Genomic DNA, 18,961 nt, shown 5'->3' on the forward strand with positions numbered 1-18,961 from the left:
CGCGCGCTCATCCCTCACGGGCGCGGAGCGCGTCGTCGACGCCGCGGAGGACGGCGGGTCCGGGGCCGTTCAGCTCCGCTCGCGCCGAAGGGACATCGCGGAAGAACCGCACCACCGTGGCGACCTGGTTCGGGTCCGAACCCAGCGCCAGCATGGGCGCTTCGATGCCGGGTCCCCCTGCGTCGGCGACGAGCCGGAGCTTCGCGACCGGTCCCGTGCCCACATCCACCTCGGCGAGCTCGTCCCAAGTCCAGTCGATGCGGCCGCGACCACGAACACCTGTGAGCCCCTCCACCGTCACGTGGAGGCCGGCCGCCTCGCGCAGCCGCACGGTGTTCACGACGATGATGCCGAGGCCGAGCAGTCCGAGCGCAGAGGGCGCGCGCGTGAGCAGGAACGACGGCATCGTCGCCAAGTCCGCCACGTCGACAACGATCTGCGCGACCGCGGGGAGCAGCAGAAGGCTCCCGATCACGAACGGCATCGCCGTCGCGGCCGGGGCAGGGCGGAACCAGATGCCGGATGCCGACTCGTCGATGCGCACCACCCTCTCCCGCATCGTGCGGAGGAGCAGGTTCAGGCAGCCCGCGACGCCGAGGAGGGTGACGGTCGACGCACCCGTCACGAGGCGCAGTCCGGGCCGGTCATCGGCGACCGCCATGACACCGGGCAGTACGGCGAAGAGCACGATGACGACGACGAGCCAGGTGGGTCGCCGGCCGTTCGGGAAGACGGGCAGACGCGCCTCGGCGGATGCCAGTCGAGGCGAGGTCGTGACGACGCCCATGATCACGCTCCCCCGTCTCGCCGGTGCGATCGCGCCACCGGTCGATCGCCCCGTTCCTCCGCCAGAGTATTGCAGACGAGAACTGCTGCCCCCTTCGGTGCTCCTACGCACCCTCCACGGCATGCTCATCCGTAGCCGGTCGCCGAACGCGGCGACGCCGTCGTCGAGAGCGCGCCGCCCCGACCGGCGCGAACACCCCTCGGGAATGTCCGGACCCTTCTCTACGCTGAGTCCTGAGGGCATGGCGAAAGGCGGCACGGATGCAGGGACTCGAGATCACGGTTCTGCTGGGCCTCGCGATGCTCGTGGGCACGGTGCTGGCGCCGCGACTGCGCGTCGCGACGCCCCTCGTCCTCCTCGTCATCGGGCTCGCCCTGGGCTTCATCCCCGAGCTCCGTCAGATCGAGCTCCCGCCCGAGACCGTGCTGCTGCTGTTCCTGCCGATCATGCTCTTCCGTGAGGCGTGGACAACGTCCCTCCGCTCGGTGCGCCGGTCGCTGCGCTACATCATCCCGATGAGCACGCTCCTCGTCGTGGCATCCGCGTTCGCCGTCGCCGGGGTCGCGACGCTGCTGGGCGTGCCGTGGGAGGCCGCCCTCGTGCTCGGCGCGGCGGTGGCACCGCCCGACGCCACGGCGGTCGCCGCGCTCGGGCGCCTGCTGCCCGCCAAGACCTTCATGAAGCTCAAGGCCGAGAGCCTGACGAACGACGGCACCGCCCTGGTCCTCTACGCGATCGCCGTCGCGCTCCTGCTGGGCGACCAGATCACGCCGCTGCAGATCACCGGCATGGTGCTGCTGTCGTACCTGGGTGGAGCGGCCGCGGGGATCGCGGTGGCCGCTGCGGCGTTCTTCGCCCTGCGACGGATGCAGTCGACCCTGACGATCAACCTCACCATGGTGCTGGTCCCGTTCGTCTCCTTCCTCATCGCCGAGCTCATCGAGGCCTCGGGGGTGCTGGCGGTCGTCTTCGCGGGCCTCATCATGGCCTGGGTGTCGCCGCGGATCACCACCGCGATGTCGCGGAGGGCGGCGGATGCCACGTGGCCTTTCGGCGTCTACCTCCTCAACGGCGCGCTCTTCGTGCTGATCGGCCTCGAAGTTCAGCTCGTGCTGCACGAGATCTCGGGGTCGGAGATCGGCATCCTGCTGATCGTGACGGTCGCCGCCTGGATCGCCCTGTTCGTGGTGCGCTATCTGTTCCAGTGGATGTTCTCGCCCTTCTCGCGGCCCGCCGCGGGATCGTCGCGGTCGCTCCGGCACCGCTCGCGGGTCGTGAGCACCGTGGCCGGGTTCCGCGGAGCCGTGTCACTGGCCATCGCCCTGTCGGTGCCCGTCACCACGGCCGCGGGCGACCCGGTGGCGGGACGCGACGCGATCGTCTTCGTGACGGCGGGCGTCATCGTGCTCACCCTTCTCGTGCAGGGTCCGCTCCTTCCCGCGGTCATCAAATGGGCGAAGCTCCCCAACGACGATGCGGCGATCGAGGAGTACGAGCTCGCCGAACGCGCCATCTCGGGAGCCGCCCTCGCCGCCCTCGACGACCTCGCGGTCGAACACGGCATCAGCGATCGGGTGCGCGACCGCGCGCGGCGTGAGGGCTACGAGCGTCTCGAGCTCGCGAACGCGCGGGCCGTCGCCCGGCAGCGCGCCATCGAGGAGCGCGACCTCGCCGAACTCGACGCCTCTCTCGACGACGACGGCTCCGCGACCGGACCCGTCCCCCCGGACGGTCACGAAACCGACCGGCGCGGCGATCGCCGGGTCGAGGACGCCGACGCGGAGGGCACGGCTTTCACCGGGCCCCTCCAGATGATCGCCGTCAGCGAAGACATCGACGTCACGCAGCGCTCCCCGCTGCTGCGTCACAAGGAGGCGCAGAGGCTGCGGCTTGCGGTCCTCGACCGTAAACGCGAGGTGCTGCTCCGGCTGCGCCGCGAGGGCACGATCGACGACCTCGTCGCACGCAAGATCCTCGCCGGCCTCGACCTCGAAGAGATCCGCACCCGCGGTCTCGAGAAGGCGGGCGAGTAGCCGCGCCGAGGGGAAGCGGCCTTTCGGCGAACGGGCGGCAGCGCTCGTCAGCGCCCCCTCAGACGAGGGCGTGAGTACATCGGTCCCCGGTCGCGCGCGACAGGCGTTGCGCGCCGGGGCGGATCAGCGACGGGCGACCCCGCCCGAGCGGAGCGCCGCAGACGCCACCTGATCGCGCGCGAGCACATCGTCGCCGCCGCGACCGCGCGTCTCGCGCGCTGACAGCCCCGCGTCGGTCAGCCGCCGGCGCAGACCCGACGGCAGCTCGGGCAGCGTCGCCGCCATCCCTGCGGGCCGATGGGAGAGACCGAACAGCAGCACGAGCCCGGGGCCGTCCACCGGCCGCAGCTCGACGCGGGTCGGCGCCTCGCTCGCCGCCCAACGGAGCGACCGGAGCTCGGCGAGACCGAGGTCGACGATCGGTGCGCCCTCCGGCATCCGTTCCACCACCATCCGATCGGTGGTCACCCGCACGCGCGCGTCGACGGTGCGAGAACGTGCGATCAGCAGTAGGCCGCCGTAGACGGGCAGGCCGACGAGCCAGCCCAGGACGATGACGATGAGCAGCGGGCTCATGCGCATCGCGACATCGGAGAATCCGACCACGAGAGCGATCAGCGCGCCCCCGCCGCCCCCGATCAGGATGCCGAGCACGAGCCGATACGTCGACAGCCGCAGCGGCACGACCGGCAGGCGCAGCCCCCACACGTCTCCGCTCCGCTCCCACTCGGCAGTCACCAGCCGTGCCGCGCGCCGAGCGGAGTCCGCGCGGACGAGACCGGACACCCGCCCGATCAGCGTCAGCCAGACCCATCCCGCGGCCGGGACGGCCGCGAAGGACGCCGCCGTGACGATCGTCGCATCGACCGGAGCCGGCGCCGCGTGCTGCGTCAGCGCGTACAGAGCGACTCCCGCGGCCGCCGCGAGCCCGAGGTGCAGCGAGAGCGACAGCGCGAACGAGCGCAGCGTCATCAACGCGCGGATGACCGCATGCGCAACGAGCCAGCCCGCGGCGAGACAGAGGAGGAACCCCCCGAAGTCGAACGGAGTGCCCAGCAGGGGCACGGCCGCGAGACCGCACACCACCGCCCACACCATCGGATGCCCGAGCGCACGACGAACCCCGATGAGGCGTCGCCCTCCGCTCATGCGATCCCCCGCTCGTCCACGCCGGCCCACCCCGCCGGTGTCACGATCCTACGAGGCCCTGTCTTCCGACCCCCGATGGCCCCCGGGGAGAGCGGCGACCCGCCGCCGTCCGCACGGGAGACGATCGTGACGGTCGCCGTCACTCCCCCGGGACCAGCAGCCCGCTCTCGTACGCCGCGATCACCAGCTGCGCGCGGTCGTGCGCGCCGAGCTTCAGCATCGTGTTCTTCACGTGGGTCTTCGCCGTGTGCGGGGAGATGAAGAGGGAAGCCGCGATCTCGTCGTTCGACCGCCCCCGGGCGATGTGGCGCAGGACTTCCCGTTCCCGGTCGGTCAGCACGTCGAGCGACGGCGCCTCCCCCGCGACCGGCGCTGCGCGCCGCACGTACTTCTCGATGAGACCGCGGGTCGCCGCGGGCGACAGCAGCGCGCCCCCGTCGTCGACGGCGAGCACGGCGTGGATGATCTCCTCCGGCTCGGCGCCCTTGCCGATGAAGCCGCTCGCTCCGGCGCGCAGCGCTGCGACGACGTAGTCGTCCTCCTCGAACGTGGTGAGGATCAGCACGCGGGTGTCGGCCAGCGCCGGGTCGGTGCAGATACGGCGGGTGGCCTCGATGCCGTCCATGCGCGGCATCCGGATGTCGCACACCACGACATCGGGGCGAAGCGCCTGGGCGAGCGCGACGGCGTGCTCGCCGTCGGCGGCGTCGCCGATCACTTCGATGCCGTCGGCCGCGTCGAGGAGGTCGCGCACCGCGGCGCGGATGAGGGCCTGATCGTCGACGACGATGACGCGTGTCGAGCTCATGCGGAACCTCCGGGTCGAGCAGTCGGGCGGGGGGCGGGCACCGGCAGACGCGCGGCGAGACGATAGCCGCCGGGCGCCGGCCCCGCGTCGAGGCGACCGCCCGCCGACTCGACGCGCTCCCGCAGGCCGATCAGGCCGAAGCCCGACGGGGAGGGCTCGGCGGCGGCCTCCTCGGGGCGGAAGGGGTTGGTGACCACGACCTCGAGATCGTCGCCGTCACGACGCAGCAGCACGTGCACGCGACGGGCCGTGCCGTGCTTGAGGGCGTTGGTCAGCCCCTCCTGCACGACGCGGTAGGCGACGATGTCGACGCCGAGGGGCAGCACCTCGTCGGGGTCGCGCTCGTCGCGGACGGCCGCATCCCACCCGGCAACGCGCACCGACTCCACGACCGCCCCGAGACGCGCGAGCCCCGGTTGGTCGCGGGCGTCCACGTCGTCGGGGGTGCGCAACACGGCCAGCATCGAACCGATCTCGGCGAGCACGTCGCGGGAAGCGGTGCGGATCGTGGCGAGCGCCTCGCGGGTCTTGTCCGGGCGGGTGTCCAGTGCCGAGCTCGCCACTCCCGCGTTCAGGCTGATGACCGAGATCTGGTGGGCGACGGCGTCATGGAGGTCGCGGGCGATGCGCAGGCGTTCTTCGCTCACGCGGCGCCGCGCTTCGGCCTCGCGCGTCTGCTCGGCGCGCCGGGCGCGCTCGAGAACCGCCGCGACGTACGCGCGGCGGGAGCGCGCGGCATCTCCGATCGCTCCGGCGAGCGCGACGGCGAGGCCGACCTGCAGGAACCGCGTGTCGAGCCCCGTCACGAGGCCGACGACGATGCTGGCGCCGACGAGCCCCACCACCCCCGCGATGGCCACGGGCGCGGCCTCCCTGCGCCCGACGCGGTCGGCCATCCCGTACGCCGCGATCGCCGTCGCCAGCGCCGCCCCCGGCGCGAGTGTTCCGAGCACGAGGGCTCCCACGAAGATGGCGATGCAGGCGACGAAGACGAGACGCGGCCACCGGCGGCGCAGCGGCAGCAGCAGCGCCGGCAGCACGACGAGCACGTGCACCAGGGGGCTCGACGGCCGCAGCTCGGGGAACGGGACCGGCGCGAACGAGGGCACGACGACCAGTACGGCGACGACCACGTCGACGAGCCAGGTGCGCCCCGCCGGCACCAGGCGCGGCGGCGTGTCCGTGGCCGGGTCGGGTCGCATCCTCCCAGTGTGGACTGCTCGCTCCCTCGCGGGTATCGCCCGCACGGGGCATTCGCGGAATACCCCCGTGGGGGGAGCCGGCCACCCCGCGCGAGCGACGCGGAGCAGTGTGCTCGCGAGCGACAGTGAGGTCATGGCATCCGAACCTCCTCCTCCCCTGCTCTCCGTCACCGATCTGCACAAGTCGTACGGCCGCGGATCCGCGCGCTTCGACGCGCTGCGCGGTGTGAGCCTCGACATCCACCGCGGCGAGAGCATCGCGATCGTCGGCAAGAGCGGATCGGGCAAGTCGACCCTCATGCACCTGCTCGCGCTCATGGACGCCCCCTCGAGCGGAACCGTGCGTCTGGAGGGGGAGGATGCCGCGACCCTGCGCGGGCGCCACCTCAACCGCACGCGCAACAAGACGTTCGGCTTCGTGTTCCAGCAGTTCTTCCTCACCCCCAGCGCCTCGGTGCTCGAGAACGTGATCCTGCCGTTGAAGATCGCGGGCGTCGGACGCGCCGAACGCCGCCGGCGGGGACTCGCGGCGCTGGCCGAGCTCGACATGCAGGACAAGGCGAAGAACAGGGCCACGGCCCTCTCGGGCGGGCAGAAGCAGCGCGCGGTGATCGCCCGCGCTCTCGTGAACGACCCGCGGGTCATCTTCGCCGACGAGCCCACGGGCAACCTCGACTCCGCCACCGGCGCCGTGGTGGAGGACATCCTGTTCCGTCTCAACCGCGAGCACGGCATCACCCTCATCGTGGTGACCCACGACGACGAGCTGGCGGCGCGGTGCGACCGCCGGGTGCAGATCCGCGACGGCGTCATCGTCACCGAGGAACGGAGCGCGGCATGAAGACCACCGACCTGGTCGCCACGGCCGCCGCGAACACGTTCCGTTCCAAGACCCGCACGATCCTCACCGTGCTCGCGATCTTCGTGGGCGCCTTCACGCTGACGTTGACGAACGGTCTCGGCACCGGCATCAACCGCTTCATCGACGACACCGTCTCCTCCATCGGCGCTGCCGACGTGCTGACCGTGACGAAGACGGGAACGGGGGCCGCGGCATCCGCAGAACCGCAGAAGTACGACCCCGACGCGGTCTCCTCGGCGAACACGAACCCCGGTCGCCCCGGCGCCACCGCGACCGTCTCGGCACTGACGGATGCCGACATCCGGACGATCGAAGACCTTCCCGGTGTCGCGTCGGTGAGGCCCACCCGCGCCGTGCAGATCGACTACGTGCAGGTCGACAGCGGCGAGCGCTACGTCGCGAGCGCGGGCTCGCTCATCGGCGGCCAGACTCCGCTGCTGGCGGCGGGCGCCGCGCCCGACGAGTCCTCCGACGCGCTCGAGACCGCGATCCCCGAGTCGCTCGTGACGCCCCTCGGCTTCGCGGACGCCGCGGATGCCGTCGGGGCCACGCTGACGATCGCCGTGTCCGACCCGGTGCGCACGCAGCACGTGGTCTCGGCGACCATCACGGGCGTGACCGAGGGCGCCTTCGCCTCCACGACCTCGTTGACCACCAACACCGCTCTGGAAGACGCGTTGTTCACCGCTCAGAACACCGGGGTCCCGGCCGATGAACTCGATCGGTACGCGAGCGCGAGCGTGACCCTGTCGTCGGCGGCGGCGCAGAACGTCGACGACGCCAAGACCGCGCTGTCGGATGCCGGCTACTCCGGCCAGACCGTCTCGGATCAGCTCGGCACGTTCAAGGCGGTCATCGACGGGATCGTGCTCGTCTTGAACGCGTTCGCCGTCATCGCACTGTTGGCGGCGAGCTTCGGCATCGTCAACACCCTGCTGATGTCGGTGCAGGAGCGCACGCGCGAGATCGGGCTGATGAAGGCGATGGGCATGGGCAGCGGCCGGGTCTTCTCGCTGTTCAGCCTCGAGGCGGTGATGCTCGGACTGTTGGGCAGTCTCATCGGCGCCGTCGTCGCGATCGGCGTGGGCACGGCCGTGAGCGCGCAACTGGGACAGACGCTCTTCAGCGATCTGCCGGGGCTGCAGCTCATCGCCTTCGACCCCGTGTCGATCCTGGTGACGACGGTGGCGATCATGGCGATCGCGTTCCTCGCGGGGAGCCTCCCGGCCGCGCGGGCGGCACGCGCCGATCCGGTGGAGTCGCTGCGGTACGAGTGACGGCGGGACGGGCCCGGGGTGACGCATCCCGGGCCCCGAGCGTAACGCTGCACACGGCACGGCGCTCGGTCCACCGGGACGTCGACAGGGGCCCTCAGGCGAACACGAGCTCGATGTTCGCGTGATCGCGGAACACCCCGACGACGAGGTCGAAGTACGTCTCGCCGCGTCCGGCCTCGAGCTCGTCGAGGGCACGTCGCGCCGGCGCGACCGCATAGACGTCCGGACGCTCGAGCTTGCGCCGCAGGTAGGCGAGGGTCGTCTCCACCCCGAGCGCCGCTCGCGCCGCCTCCGCGTCGCGCCACAGCACGCGCACCGGTTCCGAGCCGTGCAGGACCCCGAACCCGCCGTACAGCAGATCGTCCAACGCGTCGAGGCTCTCGCCGAGGGTCCAGGGCTCGTCCGGCATGAAGACGCGGTCCAGCTCCGCGTACAGCGACGGGATGCCGTGCACCCGCGATCCGTCGATCTCGATGATCCGTGCGGTCATGGCATCCGCCCTCCTTCCGCGGGATCACGACGAAGGACCGGAGCCTGTCGGCATCCGGTCCTGTCGTGAGTGGCCCTGGCGGGCCGCGGGACGATCAGTCTCCGCCGTTGATGACCGAGAGGTACGAGCCGAAGGGGCGCGCGGTCTCGGGGGCGGAGAAGTCGTCGGCGAGGCCCTCGTGGGGCGTGGTGTCGAACTGCATGCCTCGAGTGTGCCCGCACGGGCGCATCGCCGCGGGGTGCTTGACAATCCACAGATATCTCGTCTAGCTAACTACTCGACGCTCTAAGGGATTGATCCCGCCCACCGGATCCCGAACCGGATGCCGTCACTCCGGCGCCCCGGCCGAGGTGGGCGCGAGCACGATGATCCCCGCCCCCACGAGAGCGACGGCCGAGCCGACGTAGTCCCACACCGTGGGACGGAAGCCGTCGACGACGATGCCCCAGGCGAGAGAACCCGCGACGAACACCCCGCCGTAGGCGGCGAGGACGCGCCCGAAGTGCGCGTCCGGCTGCAGCGCCGCGATGAAGCCGTACGCGCCGAGCGCGACGATCCCGAGCAGCGCCAGCCACCAGCCCCGGTTCTCGCGCACCGCCTGCCAGATGAGCCAGGCACCGCCGATCTCGGCGATGGCGGCGAGAGCGAAGAGCACGACGATGCGGGCGGTGACCATCGGGCCATTATGGCCGCGACCCACCCACGGCACGCTGCCGCATCCGTCCGGAAGACGGTCCGGAGACGCCGGGGTTACGGTCGTCCACGCGCGCATTACGGAGAGGAAAATTCTCGGCCAGAACCTATCTCCGAGGGCTACATTCCCCGCAGGGGGTGATGATGACTCGACCTCGCACCTTGACACACATCTACACACTCGCGGGCGGCTGGCAGAAGGCCCCCCACGAGCCCCTCACGCCGGAACGAGCCGCCGCGTTGCGCGACCAGGGGATCATGCTGGTACGCGCGCGTCGCGGCTTGTTCGACACGCGTGAGATCTCGCTGCGGCAGTATCCGCCGACACGCTGACCCTCCGAAGAGGGGACAGACACCCCCACCGACGACGCGTAACGTCGTCCTCCCCCGCTCCAATGGTGCAGCGCCCTCGAAAGCTCGAGTTCTGGAGTGGAAATGACTCGCCCTCGCACCGTGACCCACGCCTATCGCATGCCCGGCGGATGGGAGACGCTCCCCCACCGCCCCCTCACCGCCGAGACCGCCCACGCGCTGCGTGACGAGGGGTACACCCTCGTCCGGGCTCGACGCGGGTGGGGCAACTCGAAAGAGCTGTCGCTCTCGCATTACACCCAGCAGCCGGCCGGCGCCGCCCCGTGGTCCGACGCCGACATCCGCCCGTCGGGGTCGTCCGCGGCCTGACCACACAGCCTCCCCCTGAGGGGTGAGGACGCGGATGCCGTGCGTATCGTCTCGCGGGCATCGAGCGCGGCGGCCGACCTCGCGGCATCCGCGTCCTCGTCGTGCGCCCCCAACTCCGCGCCCGGATTCCGGGGACGGCCCGACGGGGAAGGCCGATCGAACCGGAGCTCCGGCGAATCCCGGTAGTGCGAGCGGAAAGCGATTGCCCCACCGGCAGGTAAAGTCGCTTGAATCGGTCCACTGCATTCAAGGGGGCAATGCCGATGCCAGGGTCGCAGACGATCACGCACGCCTATCGACTGCCGGGAGGGTGGGAACCCGTGCCGAAGCAGCGATTGAGCGTCACGAACGCTCTCGCTCTGCGCGCTCAGGGCTACACGATGATCCGCGCGAAGCGGCGGTTCCGCAGCCCGTACAACCACTCGATGGTGCAGTTCCTTCAGGCGGCCGGTCACTCGGACCGCTGAGGCACGACCTCTTCAGAGACCGTGCTCTCGCGGTGCCTGCGCATCTATGCGACCCCGCCGACGTGCGTCGTATTCCGTATAGCCTTGGCGGATGACGTGCACTCGCCCCGCATTCGACGAGATCTCGCAGTGGGTCGCCGACTACGAGCAGCACGACCGCGTCGCCCATGCGACCGTTCACGTCCTCCCGCAGGACGACGCCGAGCACGCCGACTCGGGCATCGTCGCCGTCCACCTCAACCACGGCCCGGCGTCGATCTACCTCAACGTCGACTGCGAGCGCACCTGGACCGCGACCCTGACCGAACGTTCCGGGGAGTTCCCGCTGACCGGCGGAGACCTGATCGCCCTCGGCGAGGAGCTGTTCACCACGGGCAAGCTCTGCAAATACCTGCAGAAGCGAACGGATGCCGCGACGGCGGAAGCCGTCTGATCTCCCCCGCGGCGGACGTGTCACCGTAGCTCGGAGCCCCGCGTCCGACGTCCGAGGTACACGCGCAAAGTGTGCGCGCTGCTCGACCTCGGATGCGAGACTGCCGGTATGGAATCGCTCGAGGACTCGCCGCCCCGCCGCTCCCGCGAACAGCTCGAAGCATGGGTCGCGGAGTTCGAAAGCGAGGAGCACTGCATCGCGGGTTCGATCTCGGTCGCCCCTCAGGAGGACGACGGCGAGGACGACACGGGGCTCGTCATCCTGCGCCTGCGCAACGCGTCGGCATCCATCCACATGCGACCGCGCAGCTACGACGACCCGATGTGGGAACTGACCCTCAGCGAGCAGCCAGAGAGTCTGTCCATGTCGATCCACGACATCACGAGCCTCGCCGCCGAGTACGTGATCGCCAGCAACCTCTGCACCTTCCTTCAGTGGAAGTCGCTCGAGTGGGACCGCGACAGCGGGCGGCACGCGGGCTGAGACGGCGAGGGCATTTTGCGCGGGTCGCCGTGGTCGGGGCGCGGCCACGGCGATGCGGCCCGCGAGGACAGCCGTGAGCCCCCCCCCCCCCCCCCGGGGGGAGAGACGACGAAGGGCCGGAATCCCGCAGGATTCCGACCCTTTTCCGTCGGGATGACAGGATTTGAACCTGCGACCCCTTGACCCCCAGTCAAGTGCGCTACCAAGCTGCGCCACATCCCGTTACCCGCGAGCGGGCAACTCCCCTATATTAGCCCCTCCCCGACACCGTCGCGAACCAGCGCCCACCCCGGGCGTGTGGCGCCGCGTCGAACGGCGGGATGCCCTTGTCGATGTCGGACCCCCTCGCTAGCGTCGCGACATGACGATCGAGATCCTGCCCGCCACCGGTGACCGCTTCGACGACGCCGAGACGGCCCTCGGCAGCGGCGACGGCCCCGGCTGTCAGTGCCAGTGGTGGCTGCTCACCAACGCGCAATTCAACGACGAATCGCGCAGCCAGTTGACGGAGCGGTTCCGCGCCGAGACGCGGAGCGAAAGGGCGCCCGGCCTCATCGCCTACGTCGACGGCGAGCCGGCCGGGTGGGTCCGCATCGGTCCGCGTCTCGCGCAGCCGCGCCTCGCCCGCACGCTCGACGTCAAGACCGCGACCGTGGAGCCTCTCGACGCCGACGACGTGTGGGCCGTGTCGTGCTTCGTGGTGCGGAAGCAGCACCGGGGTACCGGCCTCACCCGTGCCCTCCTGGATGCCGCGGTGACCTTCGCCCGTGAGGGCGGTGCCCGCGTCGTCGAGGGCTACCCCCTCGATCCGTCGGTCGAGAAGCGCTCGGCTGATCAGCTGTTCCGCGGCACGGTGGCGGTCTTCCAGGATGCCGGCTTCGACATCGTCGACCGCCCCAAGCCCGACCGCGCCCTGGTCTCCCTCACCCTCCGCGACTGACCGCCCGTCTTACGATGGAGATTCGCCGACGAAGGACCTGAGATGACGGATGCCGCGACCACCGCTCGCGTCGACGCGTGGCTGTGGGCGGTGCGCGTCTACAAGACGCGGTCGGCCGCGACCACGGCGTGTCGCGCCGGACACGTGCGCGTTAACGGCGAACGGGCGAAGGCGGCTCAGCCGGTGCGGCCGGGCGACGAATTGCGCGTGCGCGTCCAGGGGTTCGATCGCATCCTCGTCGTGAAGAAGACCATCGCGAAGCGCGTCGGTGCCGCTCTGGTGGCCGAGTCGGTCGACGACCGCACTCCCCCGCCCCCGTCGAAGGAGAGCATGCCGTTCGTCCCCGTCCGCGACCGCGGCGCGGGACGCCCCACGAAGCGCGACCGCCGCGAGATCGAGAAGCTGCGCGGCCGCGAGCTCGACTGAACCCGCCGGCGTCGCACCACGCGGGGCTGCGTCCGGTCGTTGCGCCGGTCGCGGGGACCGGTGGCTTCGACAAGATCAGCCACCTCGCCGGCAAGGGAGTCCCCGCCGGGCGGAAGCGCCGTCAGCCCAGCTGATCCAGCGCCCAGCGTGCGCCGCGCACGGTCGCGCCGAGAGCCTCGACGCGGGCCGCGAGCTCGCGGTCGCCGGTCACCACCACGACGGGATCGAACGCCCCCACGAGCCCGCGCACGGCCTCGACGATCTCGTCATCACCCTCACCCGGGGCGCGGCGCACCTCGAGGGCCGGAGCCACCGGCTCGGCCGCCCGAGACTGTCCCTCCAGCACGGCGACCACCCGCGGGAACCAACGCGTGGCGGAGAGGCCGAGGAGGTCGGCATCCACCCCCTGCTCGGCGAGACGGGAGAGCTTCGTGACGAGGCGGGTCGCGGCTCCCGCGCGATCCTTCCACCAGCCATCGGGGACCGACCCCATGACGTTGGCCACGTCGACCACGATCGCCGGACGAGAGCCCAGCGCTGCGCGCAGCGCCGGCCAGGCCGCGGCGAATCCGGGGTGCAGCGGAAGGTCCGTCACCCGATCGACCGCGACCCACTCGAGGGCCACGCTCTCGGGGTCGCTGATGACCGGCTCGAAGGGCGTCGTGACGTCGGCGACGAGGGTGGAGTACGACCAGATACCCAGATCGAGGACGCTCTCGAAGCGCGCGCGCACGGCATCCACGGGCACACCGGCCTCTTCCGTCGACTCGCGTAGGGCACCGTCGCGAGCGGACTCCCCCTCGTGACGCGCTCCACCGGGCAGCGCCCAGGTGCCGCCGAAGTGGCTCCACGAGACCCGGTGCTGCAGCAGCACGCCGCGCTCGGGGTCGAGGGCGAGCAGGCCGGCGGCGCCGAAACGTCCCCAGTACTTCTCGCCCGTGGGCGCGACGACCCACGCGTCGCCGGGGTCGCGCGGCCCGTGCGGTCGCCGCGGTTCGCCCGGGGCGGGAGGCTCGATCGTCATCCCGTCCAGCCTGGCACAGCCGTCGGGTGGGAGCGCCGCCGTGCGTCATATCCCGCCGCGGAACGCGCCACACTTGACGGGTGGAGTACGAATTCGACGACGACCCCCGGCGCATCGACCGTGACGCGGTCTGGCAGTGGCTGAGCACCGAGGCCTACTGGGCCCGGTGGCGCACCCGCGCCGACGTAGAAGCCCAGCTCGACAGCGCGTGGCGCCTCGTCGCCGCCTATCGCCGCGACACCGGCGAGCTCGTCGGCTTCGCACGGGCGATCTCCGACGGCATCGCGTTCGGCTACCTTGCCGACGTCTTCGTCGTCGAGGGGCACCGGGGCCACGGCATCGGCCGGGGCCTCGTGTCGCTGATGATCGACGAGGGTCCGGGCCCGCATTTCCGCTGGACGCTCTTCACCAGCGACGCGCACGGCCTGTACCGGAAGTACGGTTTCGTCGAGCCCGACCAGACCGCCCTCGTGCGTCCGGCGGCGTCCGTCTGACAGCGACCCCGAGACGGCGCGGTGGACTGGCAGGGGCCCACCGACGCCACGCGCGAGCGGATGCCGAGCGCAGCGCCGGCGGCATCCATCCTCCCCGCACACGCGAACGTCCCGACCCCCATGGGGGCCGGGACGTTCGGTATCGAGATCAGGCGTCGAATCGCGCTCCGCGCGGATCGCTGGGCAGCAGCTCGAAGACGAAGAGGATGATGCCGCCGACGAGCGGAACGAACGCGATGAAGATCCAGAACCCGCTGCGGTTGGTGTCGTGCAGACGGCGCACGATGAGCGCGAGATGCGGCACGAACGTCGCGAGGCCCCACAGCAGCAGGATCACGTAGAAGACGAAGCCGAGACCCGACGGCGCGGCGGTCTGTCCGTATTCGTCGACCGCCGGTCCGCCGGTGAGGAGCGCGAGCACGCTGAGCACGATGGAGACCAGCGCGTTCGCGAGGATCCACCACCAGAACTCGCTGCGGCTGGCGCGACCGCGGAAGGTCGCGTACTTCTTGAAGAATCGCTGCACGGCGGCGCCGAAAGAGGCTCCGTAGAGCGGCTGAGAAAGCGGAGCGGTGCTCTGCGTGTGTGACATGTGTGTCCCCCTGACACGATGACGGATGATTCGCGACGCGGCGGCCGATCGCCCCCGTTCGTGCACTGTATCGAGAGCGCACACCCGCCGTGCGAGAACGACGCTCCGTGTCGACTCAGACGTCGAAGCGTGCGCCCTCCGTCCGCGGCCCCTGCACCGTGAAGACGAGGAGCACCAGGATGCCGATGAGGGGCACGATCCCGACGAGCACCCACAGGCCGCTCCGCCCGGTGTCGTGGAGGCGGCGCACGAGCACGGCCAGTGTCGGCACGATCGTCCCGAGCGCCCAGACGATCCAGATCAGCGAGAGGATCACCCCGTGCGGTCCCGTGATGGTCGTCGAGCCGTCGGCCTCGATCCTCACGCCGTCGGTCAGCGTCGGCAGCGCGTTCAGCACGGTGCCCACGACGGCCCCGGTCAGGACCCACCACCAGTACTCGCTGCGACTCGCCCGTCCGCGGAAGGTCGCGTACTTCGCGAAGAACCGCCTGACGGCAGCGCGAAGCGGCGCGCCGTAGTAGGGCTGGTCGAGGGGTGGTGCGATCGCGGTCATGGCGCGCCTCCGGGAGGGATCAGGGATGCCACGGCCCCCGCCGTCGCCCGTGCACTGTATCGGCACCCGGCTCGCGGCCGCGGGCCCTTGCATCCGCGGCGACGCGAACGCCCCGACCCCCGTAGACGGGGACCGGGGCGTCGGACGCGCGGCTCAGCGCTGGCGCTTCTCGCGGATACGCATGTTCAGCACGATCGGCGTGCCCTCGAAGCCGTAGATCTCGCGCAGGCGCCGCTGGATGAACCGGCGGTAGCCCGGGTCGAGGAACCCGGTCGTGAACAGCACGAATGTCGGCGGACGCGTCGCCGCCTGCGTCCCGAACAGGATGCGGGGCTGCTTTCCGCCGCGCAGCGGATGCGGGTGCTCGGCGACGAGCTCCGAGAGGAACGCGTTGAACTTGCCGGTGGGGATGCGGGTGTCCCACGACTCCAGCGCCTGCTCGAGGGCCGGCACGAGCTTGTCGAGGTGACGGCCGGTGCGGGCCGAGATGTTCACGCGCGGAGCCCACGCGACGTGCGCGAGGTCCTGCTCGATCTCGCGCTCGAGGTAGCGGCGACGGTCCTGGTTCTCCATGTCGTCGTCGTTCAGGCGGTCCCACTTGTTGAACGCCAGCACGAGAGCACGACCTGACTCGAGCACGAGGTCGATGATGTTGAGGTCCTGCACGCTGATGGGCTGCGACACGTCGAGCACGACGACGGCGACCTCGGACTTCTCCAGCGCGGTCGAGGTGCGGAGAGAGGCGTAGAAGTCGGCGCCCTGCGACAGGTGCACGCGGCGGCGGATGCCGGCGGTGTCCACCAGCGTCCAGAGCTTGCCGCCGAGCTCGACGACCTCGTCGACGGGGTCGCGGGTGGTGCCCGCGAGCTCGTTGACGACGACGCGCTCCTCGCCCGCGGCCTTGTTCAGCAGCGACGACTTGCCGACGTTCGGGCGACCGAGGATCGCGACGCGGCGCGGTCCGCCGATCTCGTACTTCGCGACCGCCGAGACCTCGGGCAGCACCTTCATGAGCTCGTCGAGCAGGTCGGCGACGCCGCGACCGTGGATGGCGGAGACCGGGTGCGGCTCGCCGAGGCCGAGGTTCCACAGGGCCGTGGCCTCGGGCTCCTGGCGGGCGTCGTCGACCTTGTTGGCGATGAGGAAGACGGGCTTCTTGCTCTTGCGCAGGAGCTTCACGACGTGCTCGTCGGTCGAGGTCGCCCCCACCGTGGCATCCACCACGAACAGCACGACGTCGGCGAGGTCGATCGCGACCTCGGCCTGGGCGGCGACGGAGCGGTCGATGCCCTTGGCGTCGGGCTCCCACCCGCCGGTGTCGACCAGCGAGAAGCGGCGGTCGAGCCACTCGGCCTTGTACGTGACTCGGTCGCGCGTGACACCGGGGGTGTCTTCCACGACCGCCTCACGGCGACCGAGGATGCGGTTCACGAGCGCCGACTTGCCGACGTTCGGCCGACCGACGATCGCGACGACCGGCAGTGCGGGCAGGAACTCGATCTCGCCGTCGCCCGAGGCCAGCCCCGCGAGCAGTTCGGCGTCGTCCTCGTCGAGGTCGAAGTCGGCGAGGCCCGCACGCAGCGCTTCGGCTCGCTGCTCGGCGAGCGCCTCGTCGAGGTTCTGCATCTTCTCGGCGAGCTGGTCGGGCCCGCCTTCGTATTCGTCTTCTTCAACGCCCATCGCGGGCTCCCATCGTGTTCTCGACGACGCTCAACACGGCGTCGACGGTCTGTGCGAAATCGAGGTGGGTCGAGTCGACGACCTCGACGCCGGGCGCGGCGGTGAGGAAGTCGACGACCGTGGAATCAGCGGCATCCCGCTTGTGCAGAGCCGCGGCGACGGCCGCGGCGTCCTGCGAGGTGAGCTCTTTGCTGCGTCGGGCCGCCCGCACCTCGGGGGCCGCGGTCAGCAGGATGCGCACGGTCGCGTCGGGGTACACGACCGTCGTGATGTCGCGCCCCTCGACCACCACGCCGGGAAGACCCGCGGATGCCACGAGCCGACGGAACAGCTCGTTCACCGCGTGCCGCACGGGGGCGACGCGCGCCACCCCGCTCACCGCGTCGGTGACCCGGGGCTCCCGGATCGCGGCCGTGACGTCGGTGGACCCGACGCGCACCCACCGGTCGGTGGTGTCGAGCGAGATGGCGTAGTCGAAGTCGCCGAACACCTCGAGCACCGCGGTGGCGTCGGAGGTGTCGACCCCGTGTTCGAGCGCGTGCCACGCGAGGGCGCGGTAGGCGGCGCCGGTGTCGAGGAAGCCGTAGCCGAGGCGCGCGGCCGCGGCCTTCGACACGCTCGACTTGCCGCTGCCGGCGGGGCCGTCGATCGCGACGACGACGGGCACCGCGGACGCCGACCCCTCGGCCGGGGCGCCGAAGGCGGGCTTGAGGAGGGACTCAGTCATGGGTGGTGCTCGCAATCCGCCATCCGCGCTGCTGGAGCCCGTCGACGGCTCGACGGACCGCGTCGGGCACGACGCTGATCTCGGCGAGGCCGAACGGGGCACCGGGCGAGTGCTCGAGGCGCAGGTCTTCGACGTTGACGTCGAGGTCTCCGAGCTCGCCGAAGAGGCGGCCCAGCTGTCCGGAGGTGTCGTCGACCATGACGACGAAGGTATCGAAGCGGCGGTTCTGCCCGTGCTTGCCCGGCAGGCGTTCGACGCCCTCGTTGCCGCGGCGGATGGTGTCGGCCACCGTCCGGCGGGCACCGGGCACATCGGGATCGCGCAGGGCGTCGGCCACGTCGGTGAGATCGGAGGCGAGCCGATCGAGCACGTCGACCACGGGGGCGGCGTTCGCGCCGAGGATCTGCACCCAGAGTTCGGGAGCGGATGCAGCGATGCGCGTCGTGTCGCGCACGCCCTGGCCGGCGAGACGGAGGGAGCCGTCGGGCGCCTCCACGAAGCGTCCGGCGAGCAGGCTCGCGACGAGCTGTGGCACGTGCGACATGAGCGCGACGGACTCGTCGTGCTCCTCGGGCGTCATCTCGAGGAGCGTCGCGCCGAGGTCGAGAGCCAGGCCCTCGACGAGAGACAGATCGTGCGCCGAGGTCTCGCCGTCGCGGCAGACCACCCACGGGCGGCCCACGAAGATGTCGGCGCGCGCCGAGATGGCTCCCCCGCGCTCCCGCCCCGCCATGGGGTGGGAGCCGATGTAGTGGGTCAGGTCGACCCCGCGTCCCCGCAGAGTGCGCAGGGGCTCGAGCTTCACGCTCGCGACGTCGGTGACCACGGCATCCGGGTATCGGGCGAGCTCGCGCTCGACGACGTCGGCCGTGACGTCGGGCGGTACCGCCACGACGATCAGCGAGGGGGCGTCGTCGGGGCGCTCCGCGCGACCGGCGCCGTAATCGATCGCCAGCCGCAGCTGGGAGGGCGACGCGTCGACGAGGACCACGTCGACCCCGCGCGCGGTCAGTGCGTGGCCTATGCTCGCGCCGAGGAGACCGGAGCCCACGACGCGGACCGTGCCGCTCGTGCGGGTCGCCAAAGGCCCCGCCGCGCGCGCGGACGCCTCGTTCGATTCGCTCATCGGGTCTCCTGCTGCCCTGGGCGGTGCCGCACGC

23 protein-coding genes and 1 tRNA gene are annotated in these 18,961 nt (G+C 71.2%); 11 read left to right on the forward strand and 13 right to left on the reverse strand.

The features are described 5' to 3' along the window. Positions 1 to 7: 7 nt before the first annotated feature. Positions 8 to 787 carry a hypothetical protein gene (locus ACFZA2_RS00705; RefSeq protein ID WP_391399323.1) on the reverse strand — a complete coding sequence of 260 codons (780 nt, stop codon included), beginning with the start codon at positions 785 to 787 and terminating at the stop codon, positions 8 to 10. Positions 788 to 1,047: 260 nt separating this feature from the next. Here ACFZA2_RS00705 and ACFZA2_RS00710 point away from each other — a divergent pair, with 260 nt between their 5' ends. After that, entirely contained in the window at positions 1,048 to 2,820 is a 1,773-nt protein-coding gene (locus ACFZA2_RS00710; RefSeq protein ID WP_391399325.1) for a Na+/H+ antiporter, read from the forward strand. A gap of 123 nt (positions 2,821 to 2,943) precedes the next feature. Here ACFZA2_RS00710 and ACFZA2_RS00715 read toward each other — a convergent pair whose 3' ends face one another. The 3 genes from ACFZA2_RS00715 to ACFZA2_RS00725 all read right to left on the reverse strand — a co-directional run bounded on the left by ACFZA2_RS00715 (position 2,944) and on the right by ACFZA2_RS00725 (position 5,979). Further along, positions 2,944 to 3,969, reverse strand: coding sequence for a hypothetical protein (locus tag ACFZA2_RS00715; protein ID WP_391399328.1), 1,026 nt, complete (start codon positions 3,967 to 3,969; stop codon positions 2,944 to 2,946). 139 nt (positions 3,970 to 4,108) lie between these two features. After that, entirely contained in the window at positions 4,109 to 4,777 is a 669-nt protein-coding gene (locus ACFZA2_RS00720) for a response regulator (RefSeq protein ID WP_391399331.1), read from the reverse strand. Further along, the gene (locus ACFZA2_RS00725) at positions 4,774 to 5,979 is read right to left on the reverse strand and encodes a sensor histidine kinase (RefSeq protein WP_391399333.1); all 1,206 of its coding nucleotides are present in this window, start codon (positions 5,977 to 5,979) and stop codon (positions 4,774 to 4,776) included. The genes ACFZA2_RS00720 and ACFZA2_RS00725 overlap by 4 nt, the downstream gene beginning before the upstream one ends. A gap of 133 nt (positions 5,980 to 6,112) precedes the next feature. Between ACFZA2_RS00725 and ACFZA2_RS00730 the strand changes: the two genes are divergently transcribed. Beyond that, a complete protein-coding gene (locus ACFZA2_RS00730) occupies positions 6,113 to 6,820 on the forward strand; it encodes an ABC transporter ATP-binding protein (protein ID WP_391399335.1) in 708 nt (235 codons plus the stop codon). Continuing rightward, positions 6,817 to 8,118, forward strand: coding sequence for an ABC transporter permease (locus tag ACFZA2_RS00735; RefSeq protein WP_391399337.1), 1,302 nt, complete (start codon positions 6,817 to 6,819; stop codon positions 8,116 to 8,118). Before ACFZA2_RS00730 ends, ACFZA2_RS00735 begins: the two co-directional genes overlap by 4 nt. A 94-nt stretch (positions 8,119 to 8,212) precedes the next feature. Here ACFZA2_RS00735 and ACFZA2_RS00740 read toward each other — a convergent pair whose 3' ends face one another. Next, positions 8,213 to 8,608 (reverse strand): ribonuclease inhibitor, encoded by a 396-nt coding sequence (locus tag ACFZA2_RS00740; protein ID WP_391399340.1) that lies wholly within the window; start codon positions 8,606 to 8,608, stop codon positions 8,213 to 8,215. Between the two features lie 328 nt (positions 8,609 to 8,936). After that, complete coding sequence (locus ACFZA2_RS00745) at positions 8,937 to 9,284, reverse strand: YnfA family protein (protein WP_391399343.1); 348 nt, start codon at positions 9,282 to 9,284, stop codon at positions 8,937 to 8,939. A 161-nt stretch (positions 9,285 to 9,445) separates the two neighbouring features. On the opposite strand from ACFZA2_RS00745, the gene ACFZA2_RS00750 reads away from it, so the two are divergent. From ACFZA2_RS00750 to ACFZA2_RS00770, 5 genes are all read left to right on the forward strand, one after another. Beyond that, positions 9,446 to 9,634, forward strand: coding sequence for an alternative tryptophan synthase beta-subunit (locus ACFZA2_RS00750; protein ID WP_363578867.1), 189 nt, complete (start codon positions 9,446 to 9,448; stop codon positions 9,632 to 9,634). A gap of 102 nt (positions 9,635 to 9,736) precedes the next feature. Next, positions 9,737 to 9,982: an alternative tryptophan synthase beta-subunit gene (locus ACFZA2_RS00755; protein WP_315993028.1), complete on the forward strand. Its 246-nt coding sequence runs from the start codon at positions 9,737 to 9,739 to the stop codon at positions 9,980 to 9,982. 320 nt (positions 9,983 to 10,302) lie between these two features. Beyond that, a complete protein-coding gene (locus tag ACFZA2_RS00760) occupies positions 10,303 to 10,449 on the forward strand; it encodes a hypothetical protein (protein WP_315993029.1) in 147 nt (48 codons plus the stop codon). A 91-nt stretch (positions 10,450 to 10,540) separates the two neighbouring features. Then, positions 10,541 to 10,882: a hypothetical protein gene (locus ACFZA2_RS00765; RefSeq protein WP_391399348.1), complete on the forward strand. Its 342-nt coding sequence runs from the start codon at positions 10,541 to 10,543 to the stop codon at positions 10,880 to 10,882. Between the two features lie 108 nt (positions 10,883 to 10,990). Next, positions 10,991 to 11,365, forward strand: coding sequence for a hypothetical protein (locus ACFZA2_RS00770; RefSeq protein WP_391399351.1), 375 nt, complete (start codon positions 10,991 to 10,993; stop codon positions 11,363 to 11,365). Between the two features lie 148 nt (positions 11,366 to 11,513). Here ACFZA2_RS00770 and ACFZA2_RS00775 read toward each other — a convergent pair. Then, positions 11,514 to 11,587: transfer RNA gene (locus ACFZA2_RS00775), tRNA-Pro, on the reverse strand. A gap of 139 nt (positions 11,588 to 11,726) precedes the next feature. On the opposite strand from ACFZA2_RS00775, the gene ACFZA2_RS00780 reads away from it, so the two are divergent. Together ACFZA2_RS00780 and ACFZA2_RS00785 are read left to right on the forward strand one after the other, a co-directional pair. Continuing rightward, positions 11,727 to 12,305 (forward strand): GNAT family N-acetyltransferase, encoded by a 579-nt coding sequence (locus ACFZA2_RS00780; RefSeq protein WP_391399354.1) that lies wholly within the window; start codon positions 11,727 to 11,729, stop codon positions 12,303 to 12,305. A 42-nt stretch (positions 12,306 to 12,347) separates the two neighbouring features. Next, positions 12,348 to 12,731: an RNA-binding S4 domain-containing protein gene (locus tag ACFZA2_RS00785; RefSeq protein WP_391399357.1), complete on the forward strand. Its 384-nt coding sequence runs from the start codon at positions 12,348 to 12,350 to the stop codon at positions 12,729 to 12,731. A gap of 121 nt (positions 12,732 to 12,852) precedes the next feature. On the opposite strand, the gene ACFZA2_RS00790 is transcribed toward ACFZA2_RS00785, so the two are convergent. Continuing rightward, positions 12,853 to 13,755, reverse strand: a complete 903-nt coding sequence (locus ACFZA2_RS00790) for an NUDIX domain-containing protein (RefSeq protein WP_391399359.1) — start codon at positions 13,753 to 13,755, stop codon at positions 12,853 to 12,855. An 80-nt stretch (positions 13,756 to 13,835) separates the two neighbouring features. Between ACFZA2_RS00790 and ACFZA2_RS00795 the strand changes: the two genes are divergently transcribed. Next, positions 13,836 to 14,249, forward strand: a complete 414-nt coding sequence (locus ACFZA2_RS00795) for a GNAT family N-acetyltransferase (RefSeq protein WP_391399362.1) — start codon at positions 13,836 to 13,838, stop codon at positions 14,247 to 14,249. Between the two features lie 148 nt (positions 14,250 to 14,397). On the opposite strand, the gene ACFZA2_RS00800 is transcribed toward ACFZA2_RS00795, so the two are convergent. From ACFZA2_RS00800 to ACFZA2_RS00820, 5 genes are all read right to left on the reverse strand, one after another. After that, positions 14,398 to 14,841, reverse strand: coding sequence for a DUF805 domain-containing protein (locus tag ACFZA2_RS00800; RefSeq protein WP_391399365.1), 444 nt, complete (start codon positions 14,839 to 14,841; stop codon positions 14,398 to 14,400). Positions 14,842 to 14,956: 115 nt separating this feature from the next. Further along, positions 14,957 to 15,394 carry a DUF805 domain-containing protein gene (locus ACFZA2_RS00805; RefSeq protein ID WP_391399367.1) on the reverse strand — a complete coding sequence of 146 codons (438 nt, stop codon included), beginning with the start codon at positions 15,392 to 15,394 and terminating at the stop codon, positions 14,957 to 14,959. Positions 15,395 to 15,547: 153 nt separating this feature from the next. Further along, positions 15,548 to 17,074, reverse strand: coding sequence for a ribosome biogenesis GTPase Der (der, locus tag ACFZA2_RS00810; RefSeq protein WP_391399370.1), 1,527 nt, complete (start codon positions 17,072 to 17,074; stop codon positions 15,548 to 15,550). Continuing rightward, positions 17,064 to 17,801, reverse strand: coding sequence for a (d)CMP kinase (gene cmk / locus ACFZA2_RS00815; RefSeq protein WP_391399373.1), 738 nt, complete (start codon positions 17,799 to 17,801; stop codon positions 17,064 to 17,066). The genes der and cmk overlap by 11 nt, the downstream gene beginning before the upstream one ends. Continuing rightward, positions 17,794 to 18,927: a prephenate dehydrogenase gene (locus tag ACFZA2_RS00820; protein ID WP_391399376.1), complete on the reverse strand. Its 1,134-nt coding sequence runs from the start codon at positions 18,925 to 18,927 to the stop codon at positions 17,794 to 17,796. The genes cmk and ACFZA2_RS00820 overlap by 8 nt, the downstream gene beginning before the upstream one ends. Positions 18,928 to 18,961 lie beyond the last annotated feature (34 nt).

Source organism: Microbacterium sp. NPDC007973 (genome assembly GCF_042958465.1).
In the GTDB taxonomy this organism is placed as follows: domain Bacteria; phylum Actinomycetota; class Actinomycetes; order Actinomycetales; family Microbacteriaceae; genus Microbacterium; species Microbacterium galbum.

What these genes read in the sequence shown, in the direction of transcription:
- ACFZA2_RS00780 (WP_391399354.1), top strand. Translation starts at nt 11,727, where the DNA reads ATGACGATCGAGATCCTGCCCGCCACCGGTGACCGCTTCGACGACGCC.
- ACFZA2_RS00730 (WP_391399335.1), top strand. Translation starts at nt 6,113, where the DNA reads ATGGCATCCGAACCTCCTCCTCCCCTGCTCTCCGTCACCGATCTGCAC.
- ACFZA2_RS00715 (WP_391399328.1), bottom strand. Translation starts at nt 3,969, where the DNA reads ATGAGCGGAGGGCGACGCCTCATCGGGGTTCGTCGTGCGCTCGGGCAT.
- ACFZA2_RS00820 (WP_391399376.1), bottom strand. Translation starts at nt 18,927, where the DNA reads ATGAGCGAATCGAACGAGGCGTCCGCGCGCGCGGCGGGGCCTTTGGCG.
- ACFZA2_RS00800 (WP_391399365.1), bottom strand. Translation starts at nt 14,841, where the DNA reads ATGTCACACACGCAGAGCACCGCTCCGCTTTCTCAGCCGCTCTACGGA.
- ACFZA2_RS00745 (WP_391399343.1), bottom strand. Translation starts at nt 9,284, where the DNA reads ATGGTCACCGCCCGCATCGTCGTGCTCTTCGCTCTCGCCGCCATCGCC.
- cmk (WP_391399373.1), bottom strand. Translation starts at nt 17,801, where the DNA reads ATGACTGAGTCCCTCCTCAAGCCCGCCTTCGGCGCCCCGGCCGAGGGG.
- ACFZA2_RS00790 (WP_391399359.1), bottom strand. Translation starts at nt 13,755, where the DNA reads ATGACGATCGAGCCTCCCGCCCCGGGCGAACCGCGGCGACCGCACGGG.
- ACFZA2_RS00785 (WP_391399357.1), top strand. Translation starts at nt 12,348, where the DNA reads ATGACGGATGCCGCGACCACCGCTCGCGTCGACGCGTGGCTGTGGGCG.
- ACFZA2_RS00740 (WP_391399340.1), bottom strand. Translation starts at nt 8,608, where the DNA reads ATGACCGCACGGATCATCGAGATCGACGGATCGCGGGTGCACGGCATC.
- ACFZA2_RS00705 (WP_391399323.1), bottom strand. Translation starts at nt 787, where the DNA reads ATGGGCGTCGTCACGACCTCGCCTCGACTGGCATCCGCCGAGGCGCGT.
- ACFZA2_RS00710 (WP_391399325.1), top strand. Translation starts at nt 1,048, where the DNA reads ATGCAGGGACTCGAGATCACGGTTCTGCTGGGCCTCGCGATGCTCGTG.
- ACFZA2_RS00750 (WP_363578867.1), top strand. Translation starts at nt 9,446, where the DNA reads ATGACTCGACCTCGCACCTTGACACACATCTACACACTCGCGGGCGGC.
- ACFZA2_RS00735 (WP_391399337.1), top strand. Translation starts at nt 6,817, where the DNA reads ATGAAGACCACCGACCTGGTCGCCACGGCCGCCGCGAACACGTTCCGT.
- ACFZA2_RS00765 (WP_391399348.1), top strand. Translation starts at nt 10,541, where the DNA reads ATGACGTGCACTCGCCCCGCATTCGACGAGATCTCGCAGTGGGTCGCC.
- ACFZA2_RS00725 (WP_391399333.1), bottom strand. Translation starts at nt 5,979, where the DNA reads ATGCGACCCGACCCGGCCACGGACACGCCGCCGCGCCTGGTGCCGGCG.
- der (WP_391399370.1), bottom strand. Translation starts at nt 17,074, where the DNA reads ATGGGCGTTGAAGAAGACGAATACGAAGGCGGGCCCGACCAGCTCGCC.
- ACFZA2_RS00770 (WP_391399351.1), top strand. Translation starts at nt 10,991, where the DNA reads ATGGAATCGCTCGAGGACTCGCCGCCCCGCCGCTCCCGCGAACAGCTC.
- ACFZA2_RS00720 (WP_391399331.1), bottom strand. Translation starts at nt 4,777, where the DNA reads ATGAGCTCGACACGCGTCATCGTCGTCGACGATCAGGCCCTCATCCGC.
- ACFZA2_RS00805 (WP_391399367.1), bottom strand. Translation starts at nt 15,394, where the DNA reads ATGACCGCGATCGCACCACCCCTCGACCAGCCCTACTACGGCGCGCCG.
- ACFZA2_RS00755 (WP_315993028.1), top strand. Translation starts at nt 9,737, where the DNA reads ATGACTCGCCCTCGCACCGTGACCCACGCCTATCGCATGCCCGGCGGA.